This window comes from Brevibacillus sp. SYP-B805 (genome assembly GCF_011059135.1).
Classification (GTDB): Bacteria; Bacillota; Bacilli; order Brevibacillales; family Brevibacillaceae; genus Brevibacillus_F.
Window position 1 is genome coordinate 103,293 of sequence record NZ_JAALGD010000011.1, and the last position, 24,119, is coordinate 127,411.

The 24,119-nt window shown below is 56.5% G+C and carries 27 protein-coding genes, 2 tRNA genes and 1 riboswitch; of the genes, 9 read left to right on the forward strand and 20 right to left on the reverse strand.

Annotated features, from left to right (window positions below):
- Positions 1–68 precede the first annotated feature (68 nt).
- Positions 69–1,313: a DEAD/DEAH box helicase gene (locus G3578_RS14310; protein ID WP_165213637.1), complete on the reverse strand. Its 1,245-nt coding sequence runs from the start codon at positions 1,311–1,313 to the stop codon at positions 69–71.
- Positions 1,314–1,422: 109 nt separating this feature from the next.
- Positions 1,423–1,566 (reverse strand): hypothetical protein, encoded by a 144-nt coding sequence (locus G3578_RS14315; protein WP_165213638.1) that lies wholly within the window; start codon positions 1,564–1,566, stop codon positions 1,423–1,425.
- Positions 1,567–1,694: 128 nt separating this feature from the next.
- Between G3578_RS14315 and G3578_RS14320 the strand changes: the two genes are divergently transcribed.
- A complete protein-coding gene (locus G3578_RS14320) occupies positions 1,695–2,738 on the forward strand; it encodes a phosphodiester glycosidase family protein (RefSeq protein WP_165213639.1) in 1,044 nt (347 codons plus the stop codon).
- Between the two features lie 310 nt (positions 2,739–3,048).
- Here G3578_RS14320 and G3578_RS14325 read toward each other — a convergent pair whose 3' ends face one another.
- Positions 3,049–3,912 carry a HEPN domain-containing protein gene (locus G3578_RS14325; RefSeq protein ID WP_165213640.1) on the reverse strand — a complete coding sequence of 288 codons (864 nt, stop codon included), beginning with the start codon at positions 3,910–3,912 and terminating at the stop codon, positions 3,049–3,051.
- A 59-nt stretch (positions 3,913–3,971) separates the two neighbouring features.
- Entirely contained in the window at positions 3,972–4,850 is an 879-nt protein-coding gene (locus G3578_RS14330) for a hypothetical protein (protein ID WP_165213641.1), read from the reverse strand.
- Between the two features lie 131 nt (positions 4,851–4,981).
- Here G3578_RS14330 and G3578_RS14335 point away from each other — a divergent pair, with 131 nt between their 5' ends.
- Both G3578_RS14335 and G3578_RS14340 read left to right on the forward strand, forming a co-directional pair.
- On the forward strand, positions 4,982–5,131 hold the full coding sequence (locus G3578_RS14335) for a small acid-soluble spore protein P (RefSeq protein WP_165213642.1): 150 nt from the start codon (positions 4,982–4,984) through the stop codon (positions 5,129–5,131).
- An 88-nt stretch (positions 5,132–5,219) separates the two neighbouring features.
- Positions 5,220–6,002: a hypothetical protein gene (locus tag G3578_RS14340; protein ID WP_165213643.1), complete on the forward strand. Its 783-nt coding sequence runs from the start codon at positions 5,220–5,222 to the stop codon at positions 6,000–6,002.
- Positions 6,003–6,024: 22 nt separating this feature from the next.
- On the opposite strand, the gene G3578_RS14345 is transcribed toward G3578_RS14340, so the two are convergent.
- The 6 genes from G3578_RS14345 to pdhA form a co-directional block, all read right to left on the reverse strand.
- A complete protein-coding gene (locus G3578_RS14345) occupies positions 6,025–6,186 on the reverse strand; it encodes an aspartyl-phosphate phosphatase Spo0E family protein (protein WP_165213644.1) in 162 nt (53 codons plus the stop codon).
- Positions 6,187–6,308: 122 nt separating this feature from the next.
- On the reverse strand, positions 6,309–6,713 hold the full coding sequence (locus G3578_RS14350; RefSeq protein WP_165213645.1) for a hypothetical protein: 405 nt from the start codon (positions 6,711–6,713) through the stop codon (positions 6,309–6,311).
- A 66-nt stretch (positions 6,714–6,779) separates the two neighbouring features.
- Entirely contained in the window at positions 6,780–8,189 is a 1,410-nt protein-coding gene (gene lpdA, locus G3578_RS14355) for a dihydrolipoyl dehydrogenase (RefSeq protein ID WP_165213646.1), read from the reverse strand.
- A gap of 1 nt (position 8,190) precedes the next feature.
- Complete coding sequence (locus tag G3578_RS14360) at positions 8,191–9,573, reverse strand: 2-oxo acid dehydrogenase subunit E2 (RefSeq protein ID WP_165213647.1); 1,383 nt, start codon at positions 9,571–9,573, stop codon at positions 8,191–8,193.
- 95 nt (positions 9,574–9,668) lie between these two features.
- Entirely contained in the window at positions 9,669–10,649 is a 981-nt protein-coding gene (locus G3578_RS14365) for an alpha-ketoacid dehydrogenase subunit beta (protein ID WP_165213648.1), read from the reverse strand.
- 3 nt (positions 10,650–10,652) lie between these two features.
- Positions 10,653–11,738, reverse strand: coding sequence for a pyruvate dehydrogenase (acetyl-transferring) E1 component subunit alpha (gene pdhA / locus G3578_RS14370; protein ID WP_165213649.1), 1,086 nt, complete (start codon positions 11,736–11,738; stop codon positions 10,653–10,655).
- 233 nt (positions 11,739–11,971) lie between these two features.
- Here pdhA and G3578_RS14375 point away from each other — a divergent pair, with 233 nt between their 5' ends.
- Positions 11,972–12,703: an alpha/beta hydrolase-fold protein gene (locus tag G3578_RS14375; RefSeq protein ID WP_165213650.1), complete on the forward strand. Its 732-nt coding sequence runs from the start codon at positions 11,972–11,974 to the stop codon at positions 12,701–12,703.
- Here the strand turns inward: G3578_RS14375 and G3578_RS14380 are convergent.
- On the reverse strand, positions 12,687–12,881 hold the full coding sequence (locus G3578_RS14380; protein ID WP_206529691.1) for a hypothetical protein: 195 nt from the start codon (positions 12,879–12,881) through the stop codon (positions 12,687–12,689). The genes G3578_RS14375 and G3578_RS14380 overlap by 17 nt on opposite strands.
- 183 nt (positions 12,882–13,064) lie before the next feature.
- Positions 13,065–13,243: riboswitch (Lysine riboswitch) on the forward strand.
- Positions 13,244–13,328: 85 nt separating this feature from the next.
- Here G3578_RS14380 and G3578_RS14385 point away from each other — a divergent pair.
- Positions 13,329–14,768 carry an amino acid permease gene (locus G3578_RS14385; protein ID WP_165213652.1) on the forward strand — a complete coding sequence of 480 codons (1,440 nt, stop codon included), beginning with the start codon at positions 13,329–13,331 and terminating at the stop codon, positions 14,766–14,768.
- A 90-nt stretch (positions 14,769–14,858) separates the two neighbouring features.
- On the opposite strand, the gene G3578_RS14390 is transcribed toward G3578_RS14385, so the two are convergent.
- Together G3578_RS14390 and G3578_RS14395 are read right to left on the reverse strand one after the other, a co-directional pair.
- Positions 14,859–14,934 (reverse strand) — tRNA-Thr (locus tag G3578_RS14390).
- A gap of 9 nt (positions 14,935–14,943) precedes the next feature.
- Positions 14,944–15,036, reverse strand: a tRNA-Ser gene (locus G3578_RS14395).
- Positions 15,037–15,218: 182 nt separating this feature from the next.
- Between G3578_RS14395 and G3578_RS21185 the strand changes: the two genes are divergently transcribed.
- Positions 15,219–15,350 carry a hypothetical protein gene (locus tag G3578_RS21185; RefSeq protein WP_277603151.1) on the forward strand — a complete coding sequence of 44 codons (132 nt, stop codon included), beginning with the start codon at positions 15,219–15,221 and terminating at the stop codon, positions 15,348–15,350.
- An 86-nt stretch (positions 15,351–15,436) separates the two neighbouring features.
- Here the strand turns inward: G3578_RS21185 and G3578_RS14400 are convergent, their stop codons facing one another.
- Complete coding sequence (locus tag G3578_RS14400; RefSeq protein WP_346774015.1) at positions 15,437–16,465, reverse strand: threonine aldolase family protein; 1,029 nt, start codon at positions 16,463–16,465, stop codon at positions 15,437–15,439.
- A gap of 124 nt (positions 16,466–16,589) precedes the next feature.
- On the opposite strand from G3578_RS14400, the gene G3578_RS14405 reads away from it, so the two are divergent.
- A complete protein-coding gene (locus G3578_RS14405) occupies positions 16,590–16,892 on the forward strand; it encodes a HesB/IscA family protein (RefSeq protein ID WP_165213653.1) in 303 nt (100 codons plus the stop codon).
- Between the two features lie 32 nt (positions 16,893–16,924).
- Here the strand turns inward: G3578_RS14405 and G3578_RS14410 are convergent, their stop codons facing one another.
- The 4 genes from G3578_RS14410 to yneA form a co-directional block, all read right to left on the reverse strand.
- A complete protein-coding gene (locus G3578_RS14410) occupies positions 16,925–19,162 on the reverse strand; it encodes a HelD family protein (RefSeq protein WP_165213654.1) in 2,238 nt (745 codons plus the stop codon).
- Between the two features lie 39 nt (positions 19,163–19,201).
- A complete protein-coding gene (gene crcB, locus G3578_RS14415; protein ID WP_165213655.1) occupies positions 19,202–19,564 on the reverse strand; it encodes a fluoride efflux transporter CrcB in 363 nt (120 codons plus the stop codon).
- 90 nt (positions 19,565–19,654) lie between these two features.
- On the reverse strand, positions 19,655–19,852 hold the full coding sequence (locus G3578_RS14420) for a DUF896 domain-containing protein (protein WP_165213656.1): 198 nt from the start codon (positions 19,850–19,852) through the stop codon (positions 19,655–19,657).
- A 68-nt stretch (positions 19,853–19,920) separates the two neighbouring features.
- Complete coding sequence (gene yneA / locus G3578_RS14425; RefSeq protein ID WP_165213657.1) at positions 19,921–20,271, reverse strand: cell division suppressor protein YneA; 351 nt, start codon at positions 20,269–20,271, stop codon at positions 19,921–19,923.
- A gap of 153 nt (positions 20,272–20,424) precedes the next feature.
- On the opposite strand from yneA, the gene lexA reads away from it, so the two are divergent.
- Positions 20,425–21,048 (forward strand): transcriptional repressor LexA, encoded by a 624-nt coding sequence (gene lexA / locus G3578_RS14430; protein WP_165213658.1) that lies wholly within the window; start codon positions 20,425–20,427, stop codon positions 21,046–21,048.
- A gap of 101 nt (positions 21,049–21,149) precedes the next feature.
- Here lexA and G3578_RS14435 read toward each other — a convergent pair whose 3' ends face one another.
- Complete coding sequence (locus G3578_RS14435; protein WP_165213659.1) at positions 21,150–21,632, reverse strand: DUF456 domain-containing protein; 483 nt, start codon at positions 21,630–21,632, stop codon at positions 21,150–21,152.
- A 210-nt stretch (positions 21,633–21,842) separates the two neighbouring features.
- Here G3578_RS14435 and G3578_RS14440 point away from each other — a divergent pair, with 210 nt between their 5' ends.
- The gene (locus G3578_RS14440) at positions 21,843–22,268 is read left to right on the forward strand and encodes a phosphotransferase family protein (protein ID WP_481752745.1); all 426 of its coding nucleotides are present in this window, start codon (positions 21,843–21,845) and stop codon (positions 22,266–22,268) included.
- Between the two features lie 510 nt (positions 22,269–22,778).
- Here the strand turns inward: G3578_RS14440 and glnA are convergent.
- Positions 22,779–24,113: a type I glutamate--ammonia ligase gene (gene glnA, locus G3578_RS14445; RefSeq protein ID WP_165213661.1), complete on the reverse strand. Its 1,335-nt coding sequence runs from the start codon at positions 24,111–24,113 to the stop codon at positions 22,779–22,781.
- Between the last annotated feature and the right edge of the window lie 6 nt (positions 24,114–24,119).

Below are 24,119 nucleotides of genomic sequence, written 5' to 3' on the forward strand. Positions count from 1 at the left end.
TGGTGGGGGAAAAGAGATACGCTCTTTCCCTACTTTGTTCCAAAGAGGCCGTTCTTATGTATCGACGCTTACCGCTTCCGCATCCCGGAGCGCGTGCCATGGGGCGGCTTCGTTCCCCTGTCCGGCTTTCCGGCCGCTCCATTCGCTGCCGCTTTTCCGGGGGGTTTCTTTTTCCGTACGTCTGCCGGATCAACCAGCGCGCCATACGACATCGCTTTTTCCACGATCGGGAGATTCAGGCGTTTGGAAAATTTTTCAAGAATAAAGCGTTCCCTCGGCTCAATGATGGAAAAGACGAGTCCGGCGGCCCCCATCCTTCCCGTCCGGCCGCTGCGGTGCACATATGCGTCCGCATCCGCCGCCGGATCGAAATGCACCACGCACTCCACACCCGGTATGTCAATCCCGCGAGCGGCCACGTCCGTTGCGATCAACACGGGGAATGCGCCAGCGCGGAACTGCTGCAGGGTATGGGCGCGCTCCTCCTTGCTCGCATCCCGGTGCAGGAGTCGGCATTCCAGATGATGATAGCGCAGCTTGGCGACGATCTCCTCCACCTTCTCCAGGGTGTTGACAAAGACGATGGCCGAGCGGGCATTGACCAGGCGCAGCAGACGCCGCAGCGTATCCACCTTCTTGCGTCCTTCCGAGACCAGGTAGAAGTGAAGCACCTTCATCCGGCTTGCCGGTGCTTCCGCGCGGATAATCACGGGTTCTTTCACCAAAGGCTCGATCAGCGAGACGATCGACTCCGGCAGCGTCGCCGAAAAAAAGAGGCGCTGCGTGTCCCGCATCAAGCGCCGCAGCACATCCCGCACCGCTGCAGCAAAGCCTTCATCCAGCAGGCGATCCGCTTCATCCACAACTACCGTCTTCACCGTATGGACCTTCACTTTGCGCTGCTCCAACAGCTCTTTCAACCGGCCGGGCGTCGCGACCACGACGGCGGGCCGCGTTTTCAGCTTTTCCAGCTGGCGCTTCGGATCGACGCCGCCAATCAATGCCACCGCATGCAGCCCGGAAACGGCAAGCACGCGTTCGGCCTCCCGAAAGATCTGCATCGCAAGCTCATGGGTGGGAGCAAGAATGAGCCCTTGAATCTCCTTGCTTTCGGCATCCAGCCGGGCACACAATGGCAGCAGATATGCCAACGTCTTGCCCGATCCGGTCGGAGACTCCGCCAGCACATCTTTTCCTGCCAGGATGGGCGGAATGACGGCAGTCTGGACCGGTGTCGGGGTGACGATGTTCCGTTCGGTTAAATGCTCCACAAAGGAAGCGGGTATCTGCAACGCAGCAAATGAAGTAGCCACCAGGATCCTCCCTTACACATTCACGTACGGGATAGCTTACCATGTTTCCGCCCGGAAGAAAAGAGGCGAAATCCGCGAGGGACTCCGCCTGTTTTCGGCTCTGTCCGGCCTACCGGTTGTTGCTGTCGAGCCGTGTTTCCCTTGCCTCCATTTTGTCGTGGCGGTCCTTCTCCGTGCGCTGGTTCACCGTACCCGGAGGATTCGCCATGTATTCCTCCACCTGTTTCTGGAACTCCTTGTCAAATCCGCGCATCGCCTGCTCACCTCCTGCCCGTATTGTTCCCTCCCCTTTCCTTCCCATATTCCTCATCCGGACAGCGAAACTTTTGAAACGCTTGCTCGTCATAGATAAGAGAGAAAAAGGGTTGGAAGGGAAATACCATGCAAACATTATCTCGCGTGAAGGCAGCAAACAGACGCAAAAAACGCCACCCGCTACGCTGGCTGAAACGGATCATACTGTACACCTGTCTATGGTTCCTTCTTCTCGCTGGAGCCGGCGGCGTATTTTTGTTCATGACGGACACCGGCTTTGAACTGCGGGAATGGGCCGCCGGCACGCTGCTGACGACCCAGCACGACTATTGGGCCCCCTACACGTTTTTGCCGGAAGCCACGCTGAATGAATTGAAAAAAGAGATCAAAGAGCCCGTCATTGTCAATTCGGATCCGACAGCGGCCCGCACGAAACCGCTGCCGCCGCAGGAGCCGGAAAAGCCGCGGGAACTTGTGGAAATCGAAGAGATCAGCGTGGACAAGGGTACCTACAATTTCAGGGGAAAGATCATGTATATCCATGATCCGAACCGGGTCCATCTGGTCATCACCAAGCGAAAGGACCGCGGCGACCTGCTTGACGAGTTTGCCAAAACCTACAAGGCGATCGGCATCGTCAACGCCAGCGGCTTCTATGATCCGGACGGGTATGGCAAGGGAAAAACGGCGTTTGGCCTGGTGATCCACGACGGCAAGATCCTGCAGAGCTATAATCCGAAAAGCGGTGAAACAGCCCTTGCCATCACCTATGACGGCAAGCTGATCACCGGCAGCTATACCGCCCAGCAGCTGATCAAGATGGGAGCCCGCGACGCCATGAGCTTCCGTCCCCAGCTGATCGTCAACGGCAAAAACCTGTTTGCCGACCGTCCCGCCAAAAGCTGGGGCATCCAGCCCCGAACAGCGGTGGGGCAGCAAGCGGACGGAACCATCGTCTTCGTGGTGATTGACGGCCGCCAGCCGGGACACTCGATCGGCGCCAGCATGACCGACCTGGCCAACCTGCTGGAAGAGAAAGGCGTGATCAACGCCATGGCCATGGACGGCGGCTCCAGTTCCCTGATGCTGTACAACGGCGAAGCGATTACGAAAACGGCCTGTCCATACTACCGGGGACGTTTTCTGCCCAACGCATGGGCCGTCTACTAAGGAGAAAGGCAGTACGCCAGTAACGTACTGCCTCAGACTGATGACAAACTTCTGTTTGGGGCATGGAGGAATGGGGCCAAGCGAGCTCCTTTGACGACCGACTCAGCGGAGAAACAAAGACGCGGGATCCCAGGGGGCGTGAGTCTCACATCCCTGTGACGCCCAGATGTTGAGCTCCCTGCCCGCGTCGCGTTTCGGAGCGGACACGTAAAGCTTCCTCGCGGGGCGTCAAGAGAGCGAGCAGGAACCATTACCCATGATCCCACTTTGACTGCATACTGAAGCAGTACGCCAGTGACGTACTGCCTTTTTAGATCGCAACCGTCTCGAAATGCTCCGGCTGAAAACGCTCCCGGTAACATTGTCCCGACAGGATCAATTCATCCAGGCGGGTCCGCAGCAGCTGCTGATTCACCCCTTCCAGATAGAGGTTGATGAGCGCGGCCCGGGCCAGCTTGCGCAGCGTCCGCACCTCTTTCTTCAGCTCACTCCCCATCATTTTCCCGCTGTGGACGATTTCCGAGCGGTGATTGTAGGAATGCTTGATAAAATCGGCCAGCCTTTGCCGCTGTGCGAACGAATCGGCGAAATAGTACGCGATGCGGTACCGGAGCTTGTACATGATCTCCCCCTTTTTGCCGTCAGGCACGAAAAGCGACTCCAACGCAATCCACAGATCAAGCAAGCGGTCTTCCCAGCTTTCCTTCTCCAGGGAGAGCATGTACCGGCTATACGCCAATTGCGGAAACTGCCCCTTATGGCGGAACAATCGTTCAAAGGTCGCTCGCGTTCTGCCTTGGAACACCAGCGGGCTGCCTTCCAGAGACCGCTTCAGGTAGGTGATCCCGTAGGCGGGCTGCTCGCTGGTGACCACATACGGAATGGAACAGATCCCGTCTTCGGCGGCCAGATTTAATTTGTGTTCAATCTCCTCAATCCATGGGCGGTCTTCCGTCACCTTCATCCGAGGGTATTCGGCAAACAGGAACAAACTGTTCGGGCTCACCTTCTTATCGAAGAAAAAGCGGTTCTCGTTCATCTCATTGCGCAGGTAACGCGCCGTCACCTCGTAGAGGCGATGGTTGCCGGAGACCAGCACGAACGGCTTGTCCAACTCGATGGCAACCGGTTCCGCCGTCACCGAATTAAAGACCGGAGCAATCAAGTGCGGCATGCTTCCTCTCCTCTGCCCGTTAGGTTACATAACATATATTATGGTACCTGAAGCTCCTTTTACTTTTTTACCCCCTTGATGGCCTTCAGCAGCTTCACCATCGCCTCGTGATGTTTCATTCCATTCGTGTTTGATCCGTAGAGCAGATCATACTTGGTCAACAGGGAAGCCAGCTCTCCCCGCTCATTTTTGTACACCAGCAAGGAGATTTTGTGGTCAAAATCATAGAACTCAATGGATTTCTCCGATTCGCGCACCGGTTCCCCGTAACTGTTCTTCACATCCTGATAGGTGATGGTGTTGTTTTTCATTTTGTCAAACAGCCCGTCGCGCAAGAAGAAGATGGGCGCCGCGACCAAAATCTTTTTGTCCTTTGTAAAGTAAAAAGGGAACGGGGTATTAAATTTTTTGCCGGTCAGGGGGTTCACCTTGAACGTGGCAAGAACTTCTTCCACGGCCGGAGAGTCTACCCCCTTGGCAATGTCTTCGCGGAAACGGGAGGGAACCGTCTCCACCTTCACTGGCTGTCCATATGCCTTGATCATGTCATCCATGGTGGTCTGGCCGATGACGATGGACGGGTACAGCACCAGTTCATTGCGATAGTCGTTTTTATTGGCTGGTGTCGGTTTTTGCGCCGGTTTTACCTCTCCCCCGCCCGTCGACGGTTGTTGCGCGGAAGGTGCCGGCTTGATCGGCTGCTGTTCCCCCTTGCTTGCGGGTTGTCCCGCCGACGGAGCAGCTTGTCCAGCCGATACAGACTGTCCGGCAGACGATGCGGCTTGTCCGGTTGGGGCAGGCGTCGGTTCAGCCGGTTTGCCCGGTTGGGACTGCTCGGCGGCAGGTTGATTCGCCGGCGGCTGGGTGGAAGAACAGCCATTGGTGATCAGGAACGCGCATACGGCCAAGGAGGCCGCCAATCGTGTATGTTGCTTCAATCTCTCCACTCTCCTTCCCATAGCTTATAGCATACCAGTTAATCCCCCCGTTAGCCATCCCTTCTTACCGCTCCCTTCGCTGAATGGGAGGCAGCCGGTTAACCCATACTAAGCCGGAAGGAGATGAGGTCATGCGCAAAGACAATCTGCTGAACGACAATCCGCACAAAGCATTCAACAACCGCTATGAACCGGCCGATCAGGATGGGCAGCCCCTGTCCGGTTCCAAAAAAGTGAAGCAGGCAAACCACTCCCGGCAGATCAAGACAAGAGAAGGCTAGGGCAAGCCTGGCCTTCTCTTTCTTTCCCGATTGAATTGTCCCACGATACTGCGTATGATGAAATCAGCATGCGCAGGAGGTAGATCCCATGGAATCCACTTCTTTTCCCGCTGTACGACTCGCGCCGGATCAGGTCCGGTACCGCGTCTCTTGTTTGTTTGAACTGGCAGCCAGCCTTCATCTTCTCTGTCGCACGCCGGCTGCGCAACCAGCCGACGAATGGATGGGCCATATGCAGTCCGTGCTGTCACAATTGTCCCTGATGCCGGAGTTTTGCTATTTTGCGCCTGCGTTTTCCCAGAACATCCCGTGGATTTTTCATCCCAATCACACAGTCGGAATCACCGGGCCTGAGGAGATGTTCACCTACATCACCAACCTGTCTGTCCGTCGCTTCCGGGAGGCCTTTTCCCTTGCCCTGCGCGGGAAACAGCTGGCCCAAGTTCATCTCCCCAGCGCGCTGGAAGTCGATCTGCAGCGCGATGCGGAATTTGTCAAAGGACGTTTCAGCCTGTTTTTGTCCGCCTACTGGGAAAGCGCATTTGCGGCAGCGTGGCAGGAAGTGGCCCCTGCGTTGGAGAAAGAAGGGCTGCGCATCGAAGAGGCCCGCATGGCTCCCGAGAAAATGCTCTCGTTTCTCCGGGCGATTCCCCTTCCCCTTGGTGAGGGGAGTCCGATTGGCTCAGACAGCCATGCAGACTCGTCCCCCGCTTCCGTGGACATGCGCCTGCTTGTCCTGTATCCCAGCTGGTTCTATCCGGATGATGCAGCCTGGCACATCCAGGACGGTGTCGGACACCTGCTATACCGAATTCCGCAGAAACACGACAAAAGGCCCCACCCGGGCAGTGGCTGTTGCCCTGACGGGTGAGGCTCCGACATCATCACGGGATTCATGGCTGTTTGATCAAGGGAAGCATGCTGGCCACGATGAGCCGATCCAACTCCTGGCTGATTCGGACAATGCGGGGATCCAGAAAGTTATAGCCTGTCTTTTCCGCTTCTGCTTGCAAATGCTGGCGCAACTGTTCGATCATCGCTTCTGCATTTTCCATGCTGCAATACCCTCCGCATGATTAGTCCTGCCATCATTTTACAAGAGTTGCCACCGCATGAAAATAGGGAACGGATGGAAAAAGCCGATGCTGATGGTGATCAGCGTCGGCTTTGTCGCAATTTAGACAATTTTTACGAGCACCATCACGATGATGGCGGCAGCGAGCAGCATGCTGACGCGCTGGAATTTGGCAACGCTCCCGGCGATATCCCGCTCCGCTGCCGCTTCTGTGCCGATGTTCTTGGCGGCTTTCATGGAAATCCCCAGCAGCGCCGCGATGGCCAAAAAGATCGCGAGCACCATCAGGACCCAGCCGCTGAACGTCCATCCCACCCGCATAAGACCGGTAAGCAGGGAGATGATCAGGACAAAGTTGGCGATCCGCAGATAGACGGTTATCTTTCCAGCCAGCTTGGCCGCATCCGCTCCGGTCAGTTTGCCCAACCGGAAGGCAAAATACGGCATGGACAGACAGGTGATGATAAACAGCGCAGCCGTGTCGTGGATCATGGCAGTAACGGACATACCTCGTCCTCCTTATGCGCGCAAAAGAGAAAGGGATCGCCTCGTCCCCTTCTCTTTGCGACCAGGTTATTTCAAAACGTGTATCGGGCGGCCCAATGCCAGTTCCGCCGCTTCCATGGTGACTTCGCCAAGGGTCGGGTGGGCATGGATGGTCAGTTCAATATCTTCCAAGGTTGCCCCCATTTCGATCGCGAGCCCCAGTTCCGCCACGATGTTGGATGCTTCCGGCCCCACGATCTGCGCGCCCAGGACAAGCCCGGATTCCTTTTCGGCCACGATTTTCACAAAACCTTCGCCCGCATTGACAGAGAGGGCGCGGCCGTTTGCGGCGAATGGGAAGCGGCCGGTCACGTAGTCAATGCCTTTCTCTTTGGCTTCCCGCTCGCTCAAGCCGACGCTGGCCATTTCCGGATCGGAGAAAACCACAGCCGGAATGGCTTTGTAATCCACCTCGGCGGCATGGCCGGCGATCACTTCGGCAGCCACCTTGCCTTCGTACGAAGCCTTGTGGGCCAGGGCCGGACCTTCCACAATGTCGCCGATGGCATAGACGTTGGGGATGCTGGTGCGGCACTGCTTGTCAACCACGATGTATCCGCGGTCGGTCAGCTTCATGCCGATGTCGCGCACGCCCAGTTCATCGGTATTGGGACGGCGGCCAACGGTGACAAGCACGTACTCCGCTTCGAAGCTTTTCGCTTCGCCTTTCACTTCCGCCTTGACCACCACGCCGTTCTCCGTCTCTTCCATGCCCTGCGCAAGCGCCTTGGTATGAATCTCGACCTCCAGCTTTTTCAGCTTGCGCTCCACCAAACGGGTCATCTCCGGCTCAAACCCCGGCAGAATCTGCTCGCCCCCTTCCAGGATGGTCACCTTGGTGCCAAACTTGGCGAAGACGGTGCCAAGCTCGATGCCGATATAGCCGCCGCCGATGACGACCAGGCTCTTCGGCAGTTCGGTAAGCGCCAGGGCTTCCGTGGAAGACAGGACGCGCTTGCCAAACGGGAAGGCCGGCAGTTCGATCGGCCGGGAACCGGTTGCGATGATGCAGTGATTGAACCGATAGCGGTTGACATCGTAACCGTGGAAGACGCGCACTTCATTCTCGTTGACGAACAGCGCTTCCCCCGGGATCACCTGGATCTTGTGCCCTTTAAACAGTTGGGATACCCCGCCGGTCAGCTTGCCCACGACGCTGTTCTTCCACTCCTGCACCTTGGCAAAGTCAACCCGGACATTCTCCATGGTAATGCCCATCTCCGCCGTATGCTGCGCATGCTCGTAGGTATGGGCAGCGTGAATCAGCGCTTTGGACGGGATGCAGCCGACGTTCAGGCAGACGCCACCGATCTGGGCCTTTTCCACAACCGCCACCGTTTTGCCCAATTGTGCGGCGCGGATGGCCGCCACATAGCCGCCCGGCCCGGAACCGATGACCAGAACGTCCAATTCGGTGGTAAATTCACCTACTACCATATTATCCCTCCATCACCAACAGCGTAGGGTTTTCCAACAGCTGTTTCAAGTAGTTCACAAAACGCTGCGCAGGTTCGCCATCGATCAGACGGTGGTCAAAGCTGAGCGACAGGGAGAGAACAGGCGCCACAACGATTTCGCCGTTTTTCACCACAGGCTTCTCACTGATGCGTCCGACACCCAGAATGGCCACTTCCGGATGGTTGATCACCGGGGTAAAGAACATGCCGCCTGCCGAGCCGATGTTGGTGATGCTGAAGGTGGATCCTTTCAGCTCATCGGCAGTCGCTTTCCGGTCACGCGCTTTCGCTGCCAGTTCATTGATTTCAGCCGCGATTTCAAAAATCGATTTGCGGTCCGCCGCCTTGACAACCGGCACGAGCAAGCCCTCATCCGTAGAGGTTGCAATGCCGATGTTGTAATATTTCTTGTAAATGATCTCCTGCTTCTCATCGTCGATGGAGGCATTCAGTTCCGGGAATTTCTTCAGACCGGCCACCACCGCCTTCACAATGAACGGGAGGTAGGTCAGCTTGATGCCCCTCTCTTCCGCCAGCACCTTGCCCTGTTTGCGCAGCTCGACCAGGGCCGTCACATCCACTTCGTCAAAGATGGTGACATGCGGCGCGGTGTACATCGACTTGACCATCGCCTTGCTGATCGCCTTGCGGATGCCTTTAAGCGGCACACGCTCTTCCAGTTCGCCGGCCTGAGGCGCATATGAAACGGTCGGTGCAGTGGCAGCCTCCGCAACATTTGCAGCGGCCGGAGCGGATTGCGCGGAAGCTGCTGCAGGTGCGGCAGCTTGCGGCGCGGCGCCTCCCGCCAGGAAACGATCCACGTCTTCCCGCGTGATGCGGCCCAGTTTGCCTGTGCCCGGCACGAGGGCGAGCTGCACGCCTTTTTCGCGGGCGTATTTGCGGACAGACGGGGTAGCCAATACCTGCTTGCGGTCGACAGGCGCAGCCGCAGCGGCTCCCTGCTGGAATGCCAGCGGCGTCTCAAGCGGCTGGTTGGCATTGGCGCTTACCTGTGCCCCGATATCGCAGCCGGGTTCGACCCCGGCTTTTGCCGGTTCAGCCGCCGGTGCAGCGGCAGCGGGCGCTTCCGCATGACCATGGTCCGGCAGATTGGGCACTTCGCCCTCCGCTTCAAAAGCGATCAGCGGATCGCCGACCACGCAGACGGTTCCCTCCGCCACCTTCAGTTCCAGTACCTTCCCTTTCACGGGAGACGGAACTTCCACCACGGCTTTGTCATTTTGCACTTCCATAATGACCTGGTCTTCTTCCACGTGATCGCCCGGCTTCACATGCCATTTGACGATCTCGCCTTCGTGTATGCCTTCCCCCAGTTCCGGGAGCTTGAATACGAAAAGACTCACGCTATTCCCTCCTAAAGAAGGCGGAAGATTCCACTTCCGCCCGTTTATTCATGACCCGCCCGGCGCAAGCGAACGCTCCAGCCGGTCGCAGCCCATCAGAAATCGAGCACTTGGTTCAGAGCATCCAGGACACGCTTCACATCAGGCAGCCAGATATCTTCCGCCTGGGCAAACGGATAAACGGTATCCGGAGCGGTTACGCGCAGAACCGGCGCCTCCAGGTGCAGAATCGCCTTTTCGTTGATTTGCGCGATGATTTCCGCCGCTACCCCTGCCGAACGCTGCGCTTCCTGCACCACGATCGCCCGGTTGGTTTTCTTCACGGAAGCCAGAATCGTCTCCATGTCGAGCGGGGTGATGGTGCGCAGGTCGATCACTTCCGCTTTGGCCCCGCGCGCTTTTTCCAACTCTTCTGCCGCTTTCAGGCTGGTGTGCACCATGGCGCCGTACGTAATGATGGTCACATCGCTGCCCTCGCGCACGACATTGGCCTTGCCAAGCGGAATGGTGTACTCTCCCTCCGGCACTTCCGCGCGGAAAGAACGGTACAGCTTCATGTGTTCCAGGAAGATGACGGGGTCATTGTCCCGGATGGCGGAAATCAGCAGTCCCTTCGCATCGTAAGGATTGGAAGGAATGACCACTTTCACGCCGGGGGTTTGCAGGAACAGGCCCTCCAGGGAATCCGCATGCAGCTCCGGCGTTTTTACGCCTCCGCCGAACGGGGAGCGGAACGTGATCGGGCTGTGGTATCTGCCGCCGGAACGGTAGCGCATACGCGCCGCCTGCGACGCGATCATGTCGAATACTTCAAACACAAAACCGAAGAACTGGATCTCCGCCACGGGGCGGAAGCCGTTGACGCTGAGGCCGACCGCCAGACCGCCGATCCCCGATTCGGCCAGCGGGGTATCAAACACGCGGTGCTCTCCGAACTCTTTTTGCAGGCCGTCCGTTACGCGGAACACCCCGCCGTTTACACCTACGTCTTCCCCGAATACCAGGACTTTCTCATCGCGCGCCAATTCCACGCGCAGCGCATCATTTATCGCTTGAGCCATTGTCATTTGAGGCATGGGTTACTTCGACTCCTTTGCCAGATATTCTGCCTTCTGCTCTTCCAGATAATCAGGCAGGGTCTCGAACATCACATCGATGAGGTCCGTTACCTTCATCTTCGGATACTCATCCGCCTTCTTGATCGCGTCGGCAACCGCCTGCTTCGCTTCTTCGATGGCCGCCTCTTCGTCCTTCTCGCTCCAGAGCCCTTTGCCCTCGAGGAACTTGCGGAAGCGGATGAGCGGATCGCGCTGTTCCCATTCGTTCTGCTCTTCGCCGGTACGGTAACGGGTCGGGTCATCCCCCGCCATGGTATGCGGGCCGTAACGGTAGGTCAGCGCCTCGATCAGGGTTGCCCCTTCGCCGCGGATGCCGCGTTCCTTGGCCTCCTGAACGGTCTTGTAGACAGCCAGGACATCCATGCCGTCCACCCGCGCGCTGGCGATACCGGCCGCCACCGCTTTCACGGCAATGTTTTCGGCAGCGGTCTGCTTTTCGAACGGCACGGAAATGGCGTAGCCGTTGTTTTGGGAGAAGAAGATCACCGGCAGTTTGTACACGCCTGCGAAGTTCATCCCTTCATAGAAGTCGCCCTGCGAAGTCGCACCGTCACCGAAATAGGTGATGGCCACCCGCTTCTCGCCGCGCAGCTTGAAGCCCATGGCGACGCCAGCCGCTTGGGCGCACTGGGATGCGATGATGATTTGCGGCATTAAAACGTTTACATTCTCTGGGATTTGACCGCCATGAAGATGGCCGCGGGAGTACAGGAAAGCCTGATACATCGGGTAGCCGTGCCACACCATTTGCGGAATGTCACGGTAGCTTGGCAGAATGAAGTCTTCCTTGGCAATCGCCGCTTCCGACCCGATCATGGCCGCTTCCTGACCAGCCACCGGTGCATAGAATCCCAGACGTCCCTGGCGGTTCAGCGAAATGGCGCGCTGGTCCCACACGCGGGTGAAAACCATCCTGCGCATCAATTCGCGCAGTTCGTCATCAGAAAGCTTGGGCATCAGGTCAGGACGCACCACCGTGCCGTCCGGAGCCAAAATTTGCAGGGGCGTGTTGTTCCCTGTGTGTTCTACAGCAGTAGAAACCGTCATTATGTTCACCTCTTGTTTTGATATGGTATTATCAGCCGGCTGCGGCCACATGTCTGCACATGTGTTTCCCTCGGTTTCATCCACCTGTTATAATTCAGTTGCAAGTCTGTTTGTATTGTTATAATCTTGATATAACAGGCTCTGTTTCCGATCTGTTATTATTAATCATAAAATCTGTATTAGTTTTTTTCAAGCAATTTCTTTCGCAAAACTGCCAGCGGGAGTGAATAACCGTGAATGAGTACGTAAAACGAACCATTATCAAGGAAGAGATTCCCAGCGCGTTTTTGGACGCTCCTCGTCCGGTAAAAGTGTATCTGCCCCCCGGCTATAACGAACTGCTGTCGTATCCGGTCGTCTACTGCCAGGACGGCAATGATTTCTTCACCATGGGGCGCATCGCCACGATTGCCAACCAGCTGATCCTGGAGGAAGGCATGGAACCGATTCTCATCGTGGGCGTCTCCGTGGAAAGAAGCAAACGAACCAGCGAATATTCTCCTGTCGGGTCTCGCCACACGCTGTACAAACGCTTTTTCTGCGAGGAACTGCTTCCTTTCATCGAACAGCGGTACCCGGTACGCCCGCATGCCCAGCACCGCGTGTTGGCAGGCGATTCGCTCGGGGGGACCGTTTCGCTGCATCTGGCCCTTGACTCGCCGCAGCTCTTTGCGAACGTCTTGTCCCTTTCCGGCGCCTTTTTCCAACCCACGCTTGATCAGATCAAGCAAGCCCCCGACCTCTCCTGGCTCCGCCTTTGGATGGTCGTCGGCCTGGATGAAACCAGCGTGGAAACCCATCTCGGCCGCTTCGACTTTGTCGATTACAACAGACGGACGAAAGCCGCCCTGGAGCAAAAAAACGCCCAGCTTGCCTACACGGAACAGCCGGGAGATCATCTGTGGGGATTCTGGCAAAAAGTGCTGCCGGACGGGCTGCGGCATTTCTTCAGGAAAGGCCGTTGATTTCGCGGATATCCTCGTAGGCATAAAGGCGGCCGTCTACCAGATAAATGCCCTTGCTGGTCGCCCGTTCAATTTCACCGGCAACCTGCTGCTCATTTTTCAACACGATATTCACTATCTTGCTGTCATCGCGCTTCATCTGTTTCTGCACCAGCGCGCGCTGTTTGGCGGAAATCATCGGCATCCCTCTTTTCCATACCTTTGTCTGTTCTAGTATTGCTTCGCGGTATGGAATTTAATCCCGGGATGCCGTCCTTCTTGTTTATCCAAATTTCATTTCCAGTTGACTCATGTTCACCCTGGTGATATACTGGGCAACGTTCTTGCCGACAACTTTATCTGTCAAATCCTCATCGCATCTCGGTGAGGTAGAGGTCGCGGGTTTCATCAGTAGCCGTCGGGAGGCCGAGTGGGGCTGACGATCGACGTGTGAAAGGGAAAACCGCCGAAGCTGGCCTGCGCCACTACGCAGGCCGGCTGGGGCTGCATCGAACAGGTGCAGAACTGTCACAGGTCATCCTGTGGAGCGCTATCTTGAAGGGAAGTCGATGCGGGGTTCCCATGCGGAAACGCCGTGAACAGCCGTTCATTGCGTTTTTTTATTTTTTTACAGGAGGAAAACATCATGAGTCACAACAACAAATGGGGTTTTTGGCTGCTGACGGCCTTCGTCGTCGGCAACATGGTCGGCTCCGGTATCTTTATGCTGCCGAGCACGCTGGCCCAAACAGCCAGCCCGCTGGGAGTCACGCTGGCCTGGATGTTGACCGGGTTTGGCGTCCTGATGATCGCCCTGGTCTTTGGCAATCTCTCCGTTCGCCGACCCGAATTGACGGCCGGTCCGCAAAGCTATGCCCGCGCGCTGTTCCGTTCCCCTCAAACCGGCAACATGGCGGGGTTCAGCATGGTCTGGGGATACTGGATCGCCAACGCCTCCGGGAACGTTGCCGTCATCACCACCTTTGCCGGATATCTTTCCGCCTTTTTCCCGGTCATGAAAGAGAAGTCGATCCTGTTTCACTTCTTTGGCATCCCGATGGAAACAGGCAAATTCATCACCTTTCTGGTTTGTTCGGCGCTGCTGTGGGGCATTCACGCCATCCTGATCCGCGGCCTGTCGGGTGCGGGCAAACTTAATTTCATCGCGACGTTTACCAAAGTCCTGGGCTTTGCGCTCTTTATCGGGGCTGCGCTCTCCGTGTTCGATGCCAAAAACCTGGGAGCCTGGTACACACCCGTCACCGACAGCGATGGCATCACGCACAACCTGTGGAGCCAGGTGACCACGGCCGCCCTGTCCACCCTGTGGGCGTTTGTCGGCATCGAATCGGCCGTGGTTCTGTCCGGCCGCGCCCGGTCGCAGCGCGACGTCAAAAAAGCGACCATCGCGGGCCTTGTCATCGCCGTCATCATCTATTTGGCGATCACGATGCTGACGATGGGGGTTCTCCCTCAGGAAGTGCTGAAAGCTTCCGATAAACCGCTGGTGGACGCCCTGACCTTTGTGATCGGCAATACCGGGGCAACCTTGATGGCGCTGCTGGCGATTACCTCCCTGCTGGGAACGGCGATCGGCTGGATCCTGCTTGGAACGGAAGCGCCGTTCCAAGGTGCACAGTCGGGCATGTTCCCTGCTTTTCTCGGGAAGGTGAATCGGCACGGCAGCCCGATCGCTGCACTCACCGCGACCAACCTGATCTCGCAGCTCTTTATTTTTTCGACCGTGTCGAACACCATTGCGGAGGCGTTCCAATTCGTGATCACCATCGCCACGCTGGCATCCCTGATGCCCTATCTGGTGTCGGCCGTGTATCAGCTGAAGCTGGTGGTGACGGGAGAAACCTACCGTGGCGAACGGCCCGGCGTGAGAGCGGGAGACGGTCTGGTGGCCCTGCTGGCCGTCGTCTATGCGGTCTGGGTGATCAAGAGCGGCACCTCCGATATGAAAACCTTGCTGTTCGGACTGGGGCTGTTTGCGGTCGGACTGCTCTTCTACCCGTTCATGACCAGAAGGAGCGCCAGGACGAACGAAACCCTGCCCTCCGCTGCGGCAGAGTTAAAATAACGAGAAGCACCCAGTCACGGGTGCTTCATTTTTTTGAACGTAAACAAAAAAACGCCTGGACAATGCCAGACGTTCTTGGGGAAGATGTGATGGTGCCGGCGATAGGAATCGAACCCACAACCCCCTGATTACAAGTCAGGTGCTCTACCAATTGAGCTACACCGGCGCGTATGGATGGCGGATGGGGTGGGATTTGAACCCACGAGACGGCTCAACACCGCCTACACGATTTCCAATCGTGCTCCTTCGGCCACTCGGACACCCATCCACGTAGCGAACTTGTCATGTTTAGAGACAAACATGAGTATACAATGTTATTCATGGAAAAGCAACGGTCATTTTTGTGGCAGGTCGGTTCTTATTTTCCCCTGCGCTTGGGCAAGCTATCTGGTGGGAGCACGCTGCCCCCCTTCCGGCAAAACCGCATTTTCCGCCAATGGAGGAACAACGATGGATCCCTTGCGCATTCCCGAAGAATCGGATCAGCTCCTGTATGACTTGTATGAGATCTATTATCCTCCCCGTGATGAGGAGATGTACCAGGATTTCATGGATTGGTCGGAGTGGACGGATCCGATGTAAGAAACCCCCGCCCGGCGCAAGCCATCGCTGCGCCGGGCGAGGCTCCGAACCCTCTTCATGATGCGATCCACATGTTCGGACGCAGGCTATCCGATCACTCTCTCCACGATATTGAGCGTTTCCGCTATATCGCTGTCCCCAATATGGTAATGCGTCGTGAAGCGCACCAGATATTCATCAAAATCCGTCGCCCGTACGCCGTAAGCCGCCAGTTTGTCCAAAAATTCAACCGCCGTATACCCTGTCGCCCTGGTGTCGACCAATACGATATTGGTCTCGACCGGGTAGACGGTCAGCGGCAGCTTCGAGAGGCCGGCCGCCAGTTCCTTTGCCCTTCGGTGATCTTCCGCCAAACGATCCACCATCTCGGTGAGGGCCACAATGCCGGGAGCCGCCATGTAACCAGCCTGCCGCATGCCGCCGCCCAGCTTCTTTCGCCACCATCTCGCCTCTTCAATAAACGCGCGGGAGCCTGCCAGAATGGAGCCCATGGGTGCGCACAAGCCTTTGGACAGACAGATCTGGACCGAATCGGTATAACGGGCAAACTCTTCCGCTTTCCGTCCCAGCGCCACGGCGGCATGAAACAGGCGCGCCCCATCCAGATGAACGGCAACGCCTCTCTCCTTGGCCGCCTGATACACGCCGCGCATCTGCTCCGGCGTGATGACGGCGCCCCCCGCCCGGTTATGGGTATTTTCCATGCAGACCAGTGCGGTGCGCGGATAATGGATGTTTTTGCCGCGAATGGCCCGCTTCACCTGCTCCGGATCCAGGGCGCCCCGGCTGCCGGGGAGGGTTCTGGTCTGCACGCCTGCCAATGCCGCTACCGCCCCGCTCTCATAATAAAAAATATGGGAATCCGCCTCCAGAATCACTTCGTCCCCGCTGCGGCAGTGGGTTAATACCGCCACCTGGTTTCCCTGTGTGCCGCTTGTGACGAACAGCGCCGCTTCCTTTCCCAGGATCTCGGCGGCCATGCTCTCCAGCCGGTTGACGGTGGGATCCTCCCCGTATACGTCATCGCCCACTTCCGCTTCCACCATCGCCTTCAGCATGGCTTCCGTCGGCTTGGTAACCGTATCGCTGCGCAAATCGATGATTGGCCGCTGCACTTTTCCACGTCCCCTCGTTTTTCATGATTGTTTCATAAGAACAACAATTCCGCCAATTGCCACGAGAAACCTCTCTCTGTTAAGATGGGAGAAACCACTTTAAAAGAATAGGAGAAAAAAACCGATGAAATGCAAGATTACCCGCAATGCGGCAAAACAGCTGCAGGAAGTACTGGCCCAGGAAGAAGACAAGGAGCTCAAGCTGCGCGTCTACATCACCCACAAGCACGGGAACCACGCGCACTACGGCCTGGCGTTGGACAAACCGACCGAAGATGACGTGGTCGTTACCACCGACAAGGAGATCGATGTCATTCTGAAAAAGGATGAGGATCTGCTCGACGGCGTGGTGATCGATTATCTGTACCTGCCGGAAGAAGGCTATGTGATCACCAATCCGTCAAAAGGCAATACAGGCGATCATTGATCTTTCGCCCATGCCGGAACGCGGGCCAACCCCTATGGGGAGACCCGCGTTTTTTCCTGCTGCAGAAGCGGTGTCAATCGACTGTTGACACAGGTGATCAGCAGCCGGTGTACCGGACGGGTCATGGCGACATAGAGCAGCTTGGCGTCCCATTCCGTCAGACCGTAGTGCTCGTCATCCGCATCCAGCAGAATGACGGCGTCGAACTGCAGCCCTTTGGTCACATAGGCCGGCATGATGGTGACGCCTCCGGGAAACTCCGTATCTTTGCTGTTCACCAGCGCGATATCCGGTATGGAGGGCTTCAGCGCCTTATATGCCTTTTTCCCTTCCTCCATCGTCTTGCTGACGATGGCAACCGTCTGCAAACCCTCTTTCCTGAATGCTTCCACCCGCCGTACAATGTCCGCCCACAAGGCGTCGCGGGCTGCATAATGCACGATCTCCGGCTCCGCGCCATGCCGCAGGACCGGTTTCGCTTTGACCTCCTGCGGCAGTTCGATCTGATGCAGTACCGTGTTGGCCAACTTCATGATTTCAATGGTGGAACGATAGCTTTGTTCCAGCGTGTAAAAAGCGGCCGCCTCCCCGGCGAAAACGCCCTGCAGCAGCTCATCCCAGGAGGAGAGTCCGCGGTAGGCGTGAATCCCCTGGGCGATATCCCCCACGATGGTGACGGATTGACGTTTGGACATCAGCGCCACAATGGCGATTTCCAGCGGGCTCAAATCCTGCGCCTCGTCGACCACCGCGTGATCAAAGGGCTCCGTTCCGCCCAACCCTTCCAGCAGATGTTTCAGATAAAGCAGCGGCGCAATATCTTCCGCTTCCACCCGCTCTCCGGCGAAGAGGGCTGCCGATGTCTCTCCGACCACCCGCAGCGTCTCATCATCCACCGCAGGAGGCGCCAGCCTGCGCAGCAGCTCAGGGGTCGTAAGGATCTCCCGGTAGGCGGCAAATACATCCACAGACGGCCATGCTTCCAGGTAGCGGTCAAGAATCTGCTCGATCATCCGCTCAAACCGGGCCAACCCCTGCTTGTCGAGATCGATGCGCTGTTCGCGCAGATGGGCAAATACCCGTTTGTTCATTTCCTGTTTCAGCTGTTTCCGCAGCGCTTCCACCCTGGCCCGATACGGCAGATGGGAAAGCGCCCCGGCGAACAGGTCGCGTATCTCTTGGGCGGGAAGGGTGAACACCTGTTTCGTCTTGTTGTAGATAAACCGCAAATCCCGGAACGGAATCCGTTCGCGGATCAGATATTGCAGATAGGCGTCCAGCGTCTCCTTGCACGCGAGGGAGCCTTTGAACCGCATCCGCTTCCAGGCTTTCTCCCGTTCCTCCCCGGGCGCTTCCTCAAAAAACAGCATGAGCGCCTTGGAGGGATCGAGGATGCGCCATCCCTTGGGCAGGATCGGCTTGACCAGCTTGGCCGCCCAATCCAGGAAGGTCGCTTGCTGGACATCATCCACCCCCAGCTCCGGCAGCACCTCGGAGATGTAATGGAGGAACAGCCGGTTGGGGGCAAACACCATGAACCGCTTCGAAGCGAGGGTGTCCTGATAGTTGTAGATCAAGTAGGACAGACGATGCAGCGCGATCGTCGTCTTCCCGCTCCCGGCCACCCCCTGGACGATGACGATTTTGTCCTTGTCCGCCCGAATGATCTCGTTCTGCTCCGCTTGAATCGTAGCCACAATGTCCTTCAGCCGGCTGTCGTTCGTCTGGTTGAGACTGGCCGCCAGGAACTCGTCGATATAGCCTTCTTCCAAAAATTCGTCAGGCGAACCCAACTCCCGGTTGATCGTCTCCTTCAGGGCGCCGTCGTAGATTCCCGTGATCTTTCCCTGGTCGATGGCGAAATTGCGCTTCAGCTTCACTTCCCCGCGCACGATGCCGTGTTTGGTACGGTAATACGCATCCCGGCTCTCACCGCTGTAGTACAGGCTGGCGATGGGGGCGCGCCAGTCCACCACAATCGAGTCGAAGGTATCGCTGCGGACGATGCCGCGCTTCCCTATGTATACGCTGTCCGTCTCTCCCGTTTCATGCTTCAGGAAGTCGACGCGGCCAAAATATGGCTTCTCCCGCCCCTGATGTTCCAGGTAGCGGAGCTCCTTCGCCTTTTTGTAATTGACCACCTGCTTCACATAGTCGTCGGTCGGTTCCTTGATCTCTTCCCGCAGTAAGGCGATCTCCCTGTCGATCACGGAGAGGGTCTCTTCCAGTCTCTTCTGCTCCTCTCCATAATCCTTGTGCCGAACGGTCATGAGCATGCCCCCTTAGTTTCCGGCTGTCGAACAGATGGCTTACCAAGCCTGAAGACGGCCCACCCACATGCCGACAAAGGCGGCAGCCAGGCCGACACCCACGCTGGTCAGCGCATAGACCGCCCCGCGTGCAACCTGCCCCTGCAGGAAGAAGGTAACCGTCTCCAATGAAAAGGTGGAAAACGTGGTGAATCCCCCCAACAGCCCCGTTGTGAGCAGCAGATAGAGCTGCGGCGGCCACTTCTCTTTTCCCCAGACAAAAAACAGGCCGATACAAAAGGAACCGAGAACGTTGGCCAGCCACGTTCCCCACGGCCATCCCGCCGCATTGGCGGCCAGGCCAAGCGCATAGCGCAGAAGCGACCCCGCCGCCCCTCCAACTGCAACCGCCAGCCATATCATCCAGCACTCCTCCTTCGTTGTAGCAGAAAAAGACATCCAGTCAAAACGTGAATGGATGCCTTTCTCTACGACTCGGTGATAAGGTAGATATTAATGCTTTGGACGCTGTTCATCAAGGTCTTCCACATAGCGGATGGCGTCAAGGTTCGCCTTGAGCGAGGCTCGGACCGCTTCAATGTATTTTTGCCGCAGCATTTGCTGCTCTTCCTTCTCTTCGGCAGTAAGCCCACTTTCCTTTGCTTTTTTGGCCAGCTCATTGATGCGCTTAATTTCTGCGTCTGTAACCAAAGGATGTACCCCCTCCACTCCGATGTCCGTCTATTATACCACAGAGCGGCGGGAGAACAGGAAGCCATTTATGAGGAAACGGGGATTTTCAGATTTTGTCCGGGATAGATGGTGACATCGTGCAACTGGTTGATCTCGATCAACTTGTCCACAAAATCTCTGATATCGGTGCAGGACTGGTCGTGGTAGCGCTCGGCCAACGTCCACAGGCTGTCCCCTTTTTGGACCGTGACCAGCTGGTACGACACCCCTTCTTTTCCTGCATCCGCCGCAAAAACAAACCCGCTCAACAGATATGTACAGAAGCAGAACGCCAATAGGATCAACAAGGCTTGTCCCCGCGTGATCCTTCCCTTTCCGGATGGTGCTTGCGTGCAAACGCCCCTGTATCGGTACGGTTCCCGTGCGATTCTTCTCATAGGTACGACCCCTCCAAACAAGTGTTCCCCTTCTTGATTTCTATCATAAATGCGAACACTTGTTCATGTCAAGAAAAAAACGAACTTATGTTTGTCGAACGCAAGCTCCCATGGTATAATATAGAAAACAGGAGCGAAGATAGAGGTGTCGTCATGTCGAAACTTTCCAGCCGCCAACAATCGATTATTGATTTCATACGCAAAGAAGTAAGGGACAAGGGCTACCCGCCGTCCGTACGAGAAATCGGCGAAGCGGTTGGTCTGGCTTCCAGTTCAACGGTCCACGGCCATCTCGCCCGTCTCGAAAAGAAGGGGCTGATTCGCCGCGATCCGACCAAACCCCGTGCGATTGAATTGTTAACTGACGAAGATCGCCATCAGGATGATATGGAAACGTCCATTGTCCGGGTGCCTGTCATCGGGAAAGTGACCGCCGGGCAGCCGATCACCGCTGTCGAACACGTAGAAGAATACTTCCCACTGCCGGAAAACGTGGTCTCTTCAGACAACGTGTACATGCTGCGCGTCTCCGGGGACAGCATGATCGAAGCCGGCATCCTGGACGGCGACTATGTGATCGTCCGCCAGCAAAGCGTGGCGAACAACGGCGAGATCGTCGTTGCCATGACCGATGAAGACGAAGCGACGGTAAAACGCTTTTTCAAGGAAAAAAACCATTTCCGCCTGCAGCCGGAAAACTCGACGATGGAGCCGATCATTCTCGACAAGGTCACCATCCTGGGGAAAGTGATTGGAGTTTATCGCCTGTTCCACTAGGAATGACAGAGGCTTGACAAAAACAACGCCGCGATGCAAGTACCGCGGCGTTGTTTTTCTGTTCGTATATTTTGGAGGGTTTAGGAGGGGAGTAATTGGGGTCAAGCCAAAAAGAACCAGATGATCATGATCACCTGCAGAATCAGCTTGACGACAGCGCTGCTGAGGAAAGCCACCAGGGAGCCGATCCCCACCTTGAACGCTTTTTCCGGCGATTGCTTTTGCACCAGCATCTCGATGCCGATGACAAACAGGAACGGCAGGATCAGCATGCCGAACGGCGGAAACAGAAACAAGCCGAGAATGATCCCTGCGATCGCCCCGAGCGACGACAGTTTTGATCCTCCGTATTTTTTGACGAAATAGAGATTGGTCATCAGGTCAGCCCCGTACAACAGCACACTCAAGACTGCCATCCCCCACCAAAAGGATGCCGGCAGTCCCGCTCCCGGCTCAGCCAGCACGAAATGATACAGGAGAAATCCCGCCCAGAGCAGGATGGTATCCGGCAGCACAGGAATGAAAATCCCTGCAAGACTTAGGGCAAACAACAGACCGATGATGATCCACAGCACAATTTCCAAATCGGTATCCTCCCATTTCAAATTACACGAGGAAATACGGATGACAGGGCAGAAGGTTTCACCAACCGTTCTTATGCTGCCCATTCCCCCCTCTGTCCATTGGCACGTTGTTGTGTCGGCATCCCTTGATGAAAGGAGCGATATGTATGGATTTTTCATCCATCTGCAAGAAACCGGTCCTGTCGGTTCACGAGCTTTCTCCAGGACGAGGTGGAAACGGTAAACCGCGCCCTGCGAAACTTGACCTCTCTACCCGTTCCACAAGTACTCGACCGCGTGATTCTGGACAGGGAGTACGTCATCGTGGAAAAACTGCCGGGCCGGACGGTTGGCTCGTTTCGCCAGCAACCCGCTTCCCTGCTACACAGCCTGGGCAAAGGTTTGGCGGAGATTCACCGTTACCGGACGGAATATATCGGCAATCCCTCCGCAGCGTTTCACAGGCCGCTTTTCCGGAACAACTCGCATCCACCATCCGGGAGATGGCAGAGAGATTTTACAAGGAGAACCAGGATGTTCACGAACATCTCCCGCGCGTTCTCAGCGCGATCAAATCATTGCCCGCGCCTGAGTCTGGTACATTTGTCCTTCCCGATCTGGATGCCACCCAGTTCTTATGGGATGGACAGAAGATAACCGGTCTGGTGGATACAGAAGCGTATGTGACCGGTCCGCGCGAGTTCGATTTCATCGCGCTGGAGTTCCTCCACACTTGGAAACTTTTTCCCCTGCGGGTCGTATAGAAAGGGAGGAATCACGAGGAGGGATCGCGTGTGAAGTATCAAGCTGGAGGAAAAACATTGACGTGCCCGTGCTGTCAACATGATACATTTGACAAAGACTATCGGCAGCTAAACACGAGAGGGGCAACCTTCTTCGGTTTTGATTGGGCAAATAAGGAGGCTACCATCCTCATTTGCCAACGCTGCTCCTACATCTCATGGTTTTTGTATGAACCGTCCGAGTGCTAACCCCCTGGCCGGCGTTGGTTTTAAGCGCTCCGGGGACGCATTTCGGTTACGCTGCCTGACAAAAAAGCGGAAAAAAGCAGATGCCGGGCGAAACTCGCCGCAGACATCTGCTTTTCTTTGCAGCCGCCTTCGCCTGAAGCTTGGCGACAGCCACGTTTTCCAAGGCGGATGCTGATTAATAGGTGTTCATGTACTGCTCGCGCTCCCAATCGTGAACGCGGGTGCGGAACATATCCCACTCGATCTCCTTGGCTTCGATGAAATGCATGAGCGCATGCTCACCCAGCGCTTCACAGATAACCGGATCGGCTTTCAGACATTCGATCGCTTCTTTCAGCGTAGCCGGCAGGCTTTCGATGCCGTTTGCCTCCCGCTCTATCTCATTCATGACGTAGATGTTGCGGTCGACCGCCGGCGGCAGCTCCATCTTGTTCTTGATTCCGTTCAGGCCCGCTTTCAGCATGACCGCCAGCGCCAGGTACGGATTGGCGGCCGGGTCAGGGTTGCGCACTTCGATCCGGGTGCTCAGACCGCGGGATGCCGGGATGCGCACCAGCGGCGAACGGTTTTTCGCGGACCAGGCCACATAGCAGGGTGCCTCGTAGCCCGGCACCAGCCGTTTGTAAGAGTTGACCAACGGGTTGGTAATTGCGGCAAAGCTGCGCGCATGATGCAGGATGCCTGCCAGATAATGCTTCGCGGTCTGGCTCAGGCCCAGTTCGTCAGATTCGTCATAGAACGCGTTTTTGTCGCCGGTGAACAGGGATTGGTGACAGTGCATGCCGGAACCGTTCACGCCGAAGAGCGGTTTGGGCATAAAGGTTGCGTGCAGGCCGTGCTGACGGGCGATCGTCTTGACGACCAGCTTGAACGTCAGAATCTGGTCGGCCGCTTCCAGCGCGTTGGCATACTTGAAGTCAATTTCGTGCTGACCCGGCGCCACTTCATGGTGGGAAGCCTCGATCTCAAAGCCCATCTTTTCCAGCGTCAGGACGATGTCGCGGCGGCAGTTTTCGCCCAGGTCAAGCGGCGCGAAGTCGAAATAACCGCCTTGGTCATTCAGGTCAAGCGTAGGCTCGCCCTTTTCATCCATTTTGAACAGGAAGAATTCCGGCTCCGGCCCGACGTTGAAAGCGGTGAAGCCCATCTCTTTGGCTTCCTGCAGCACGCGCTTCAGGATTTGGCGCGGATCGCCTTCAAACGGCGTACCATCCGGCATGTAAACATCACAGATCAGGCGGGCCACTTTTCCCTCTTCTGTTCCCCAAGGAAAGACCACCCATGTATCAAGATCCGGATAGAGATACATGTCCGACTCTTCGATGCGCACAAACCCCTCAATGGAAGAGCCGTCGAACATCATTTTGTTGTCCAGCGCCTTGGGCAGCTGCGACAGCGGAATCTCCACGTTTTTGATGACCCCCATCAGGTCAGTGAACTGCAAACGGATGTACTTGACATTTTCTTCTTTGGCCAAACGCAAAATGTCTTCCTTCGTGTACTTGCTCATGGTCTC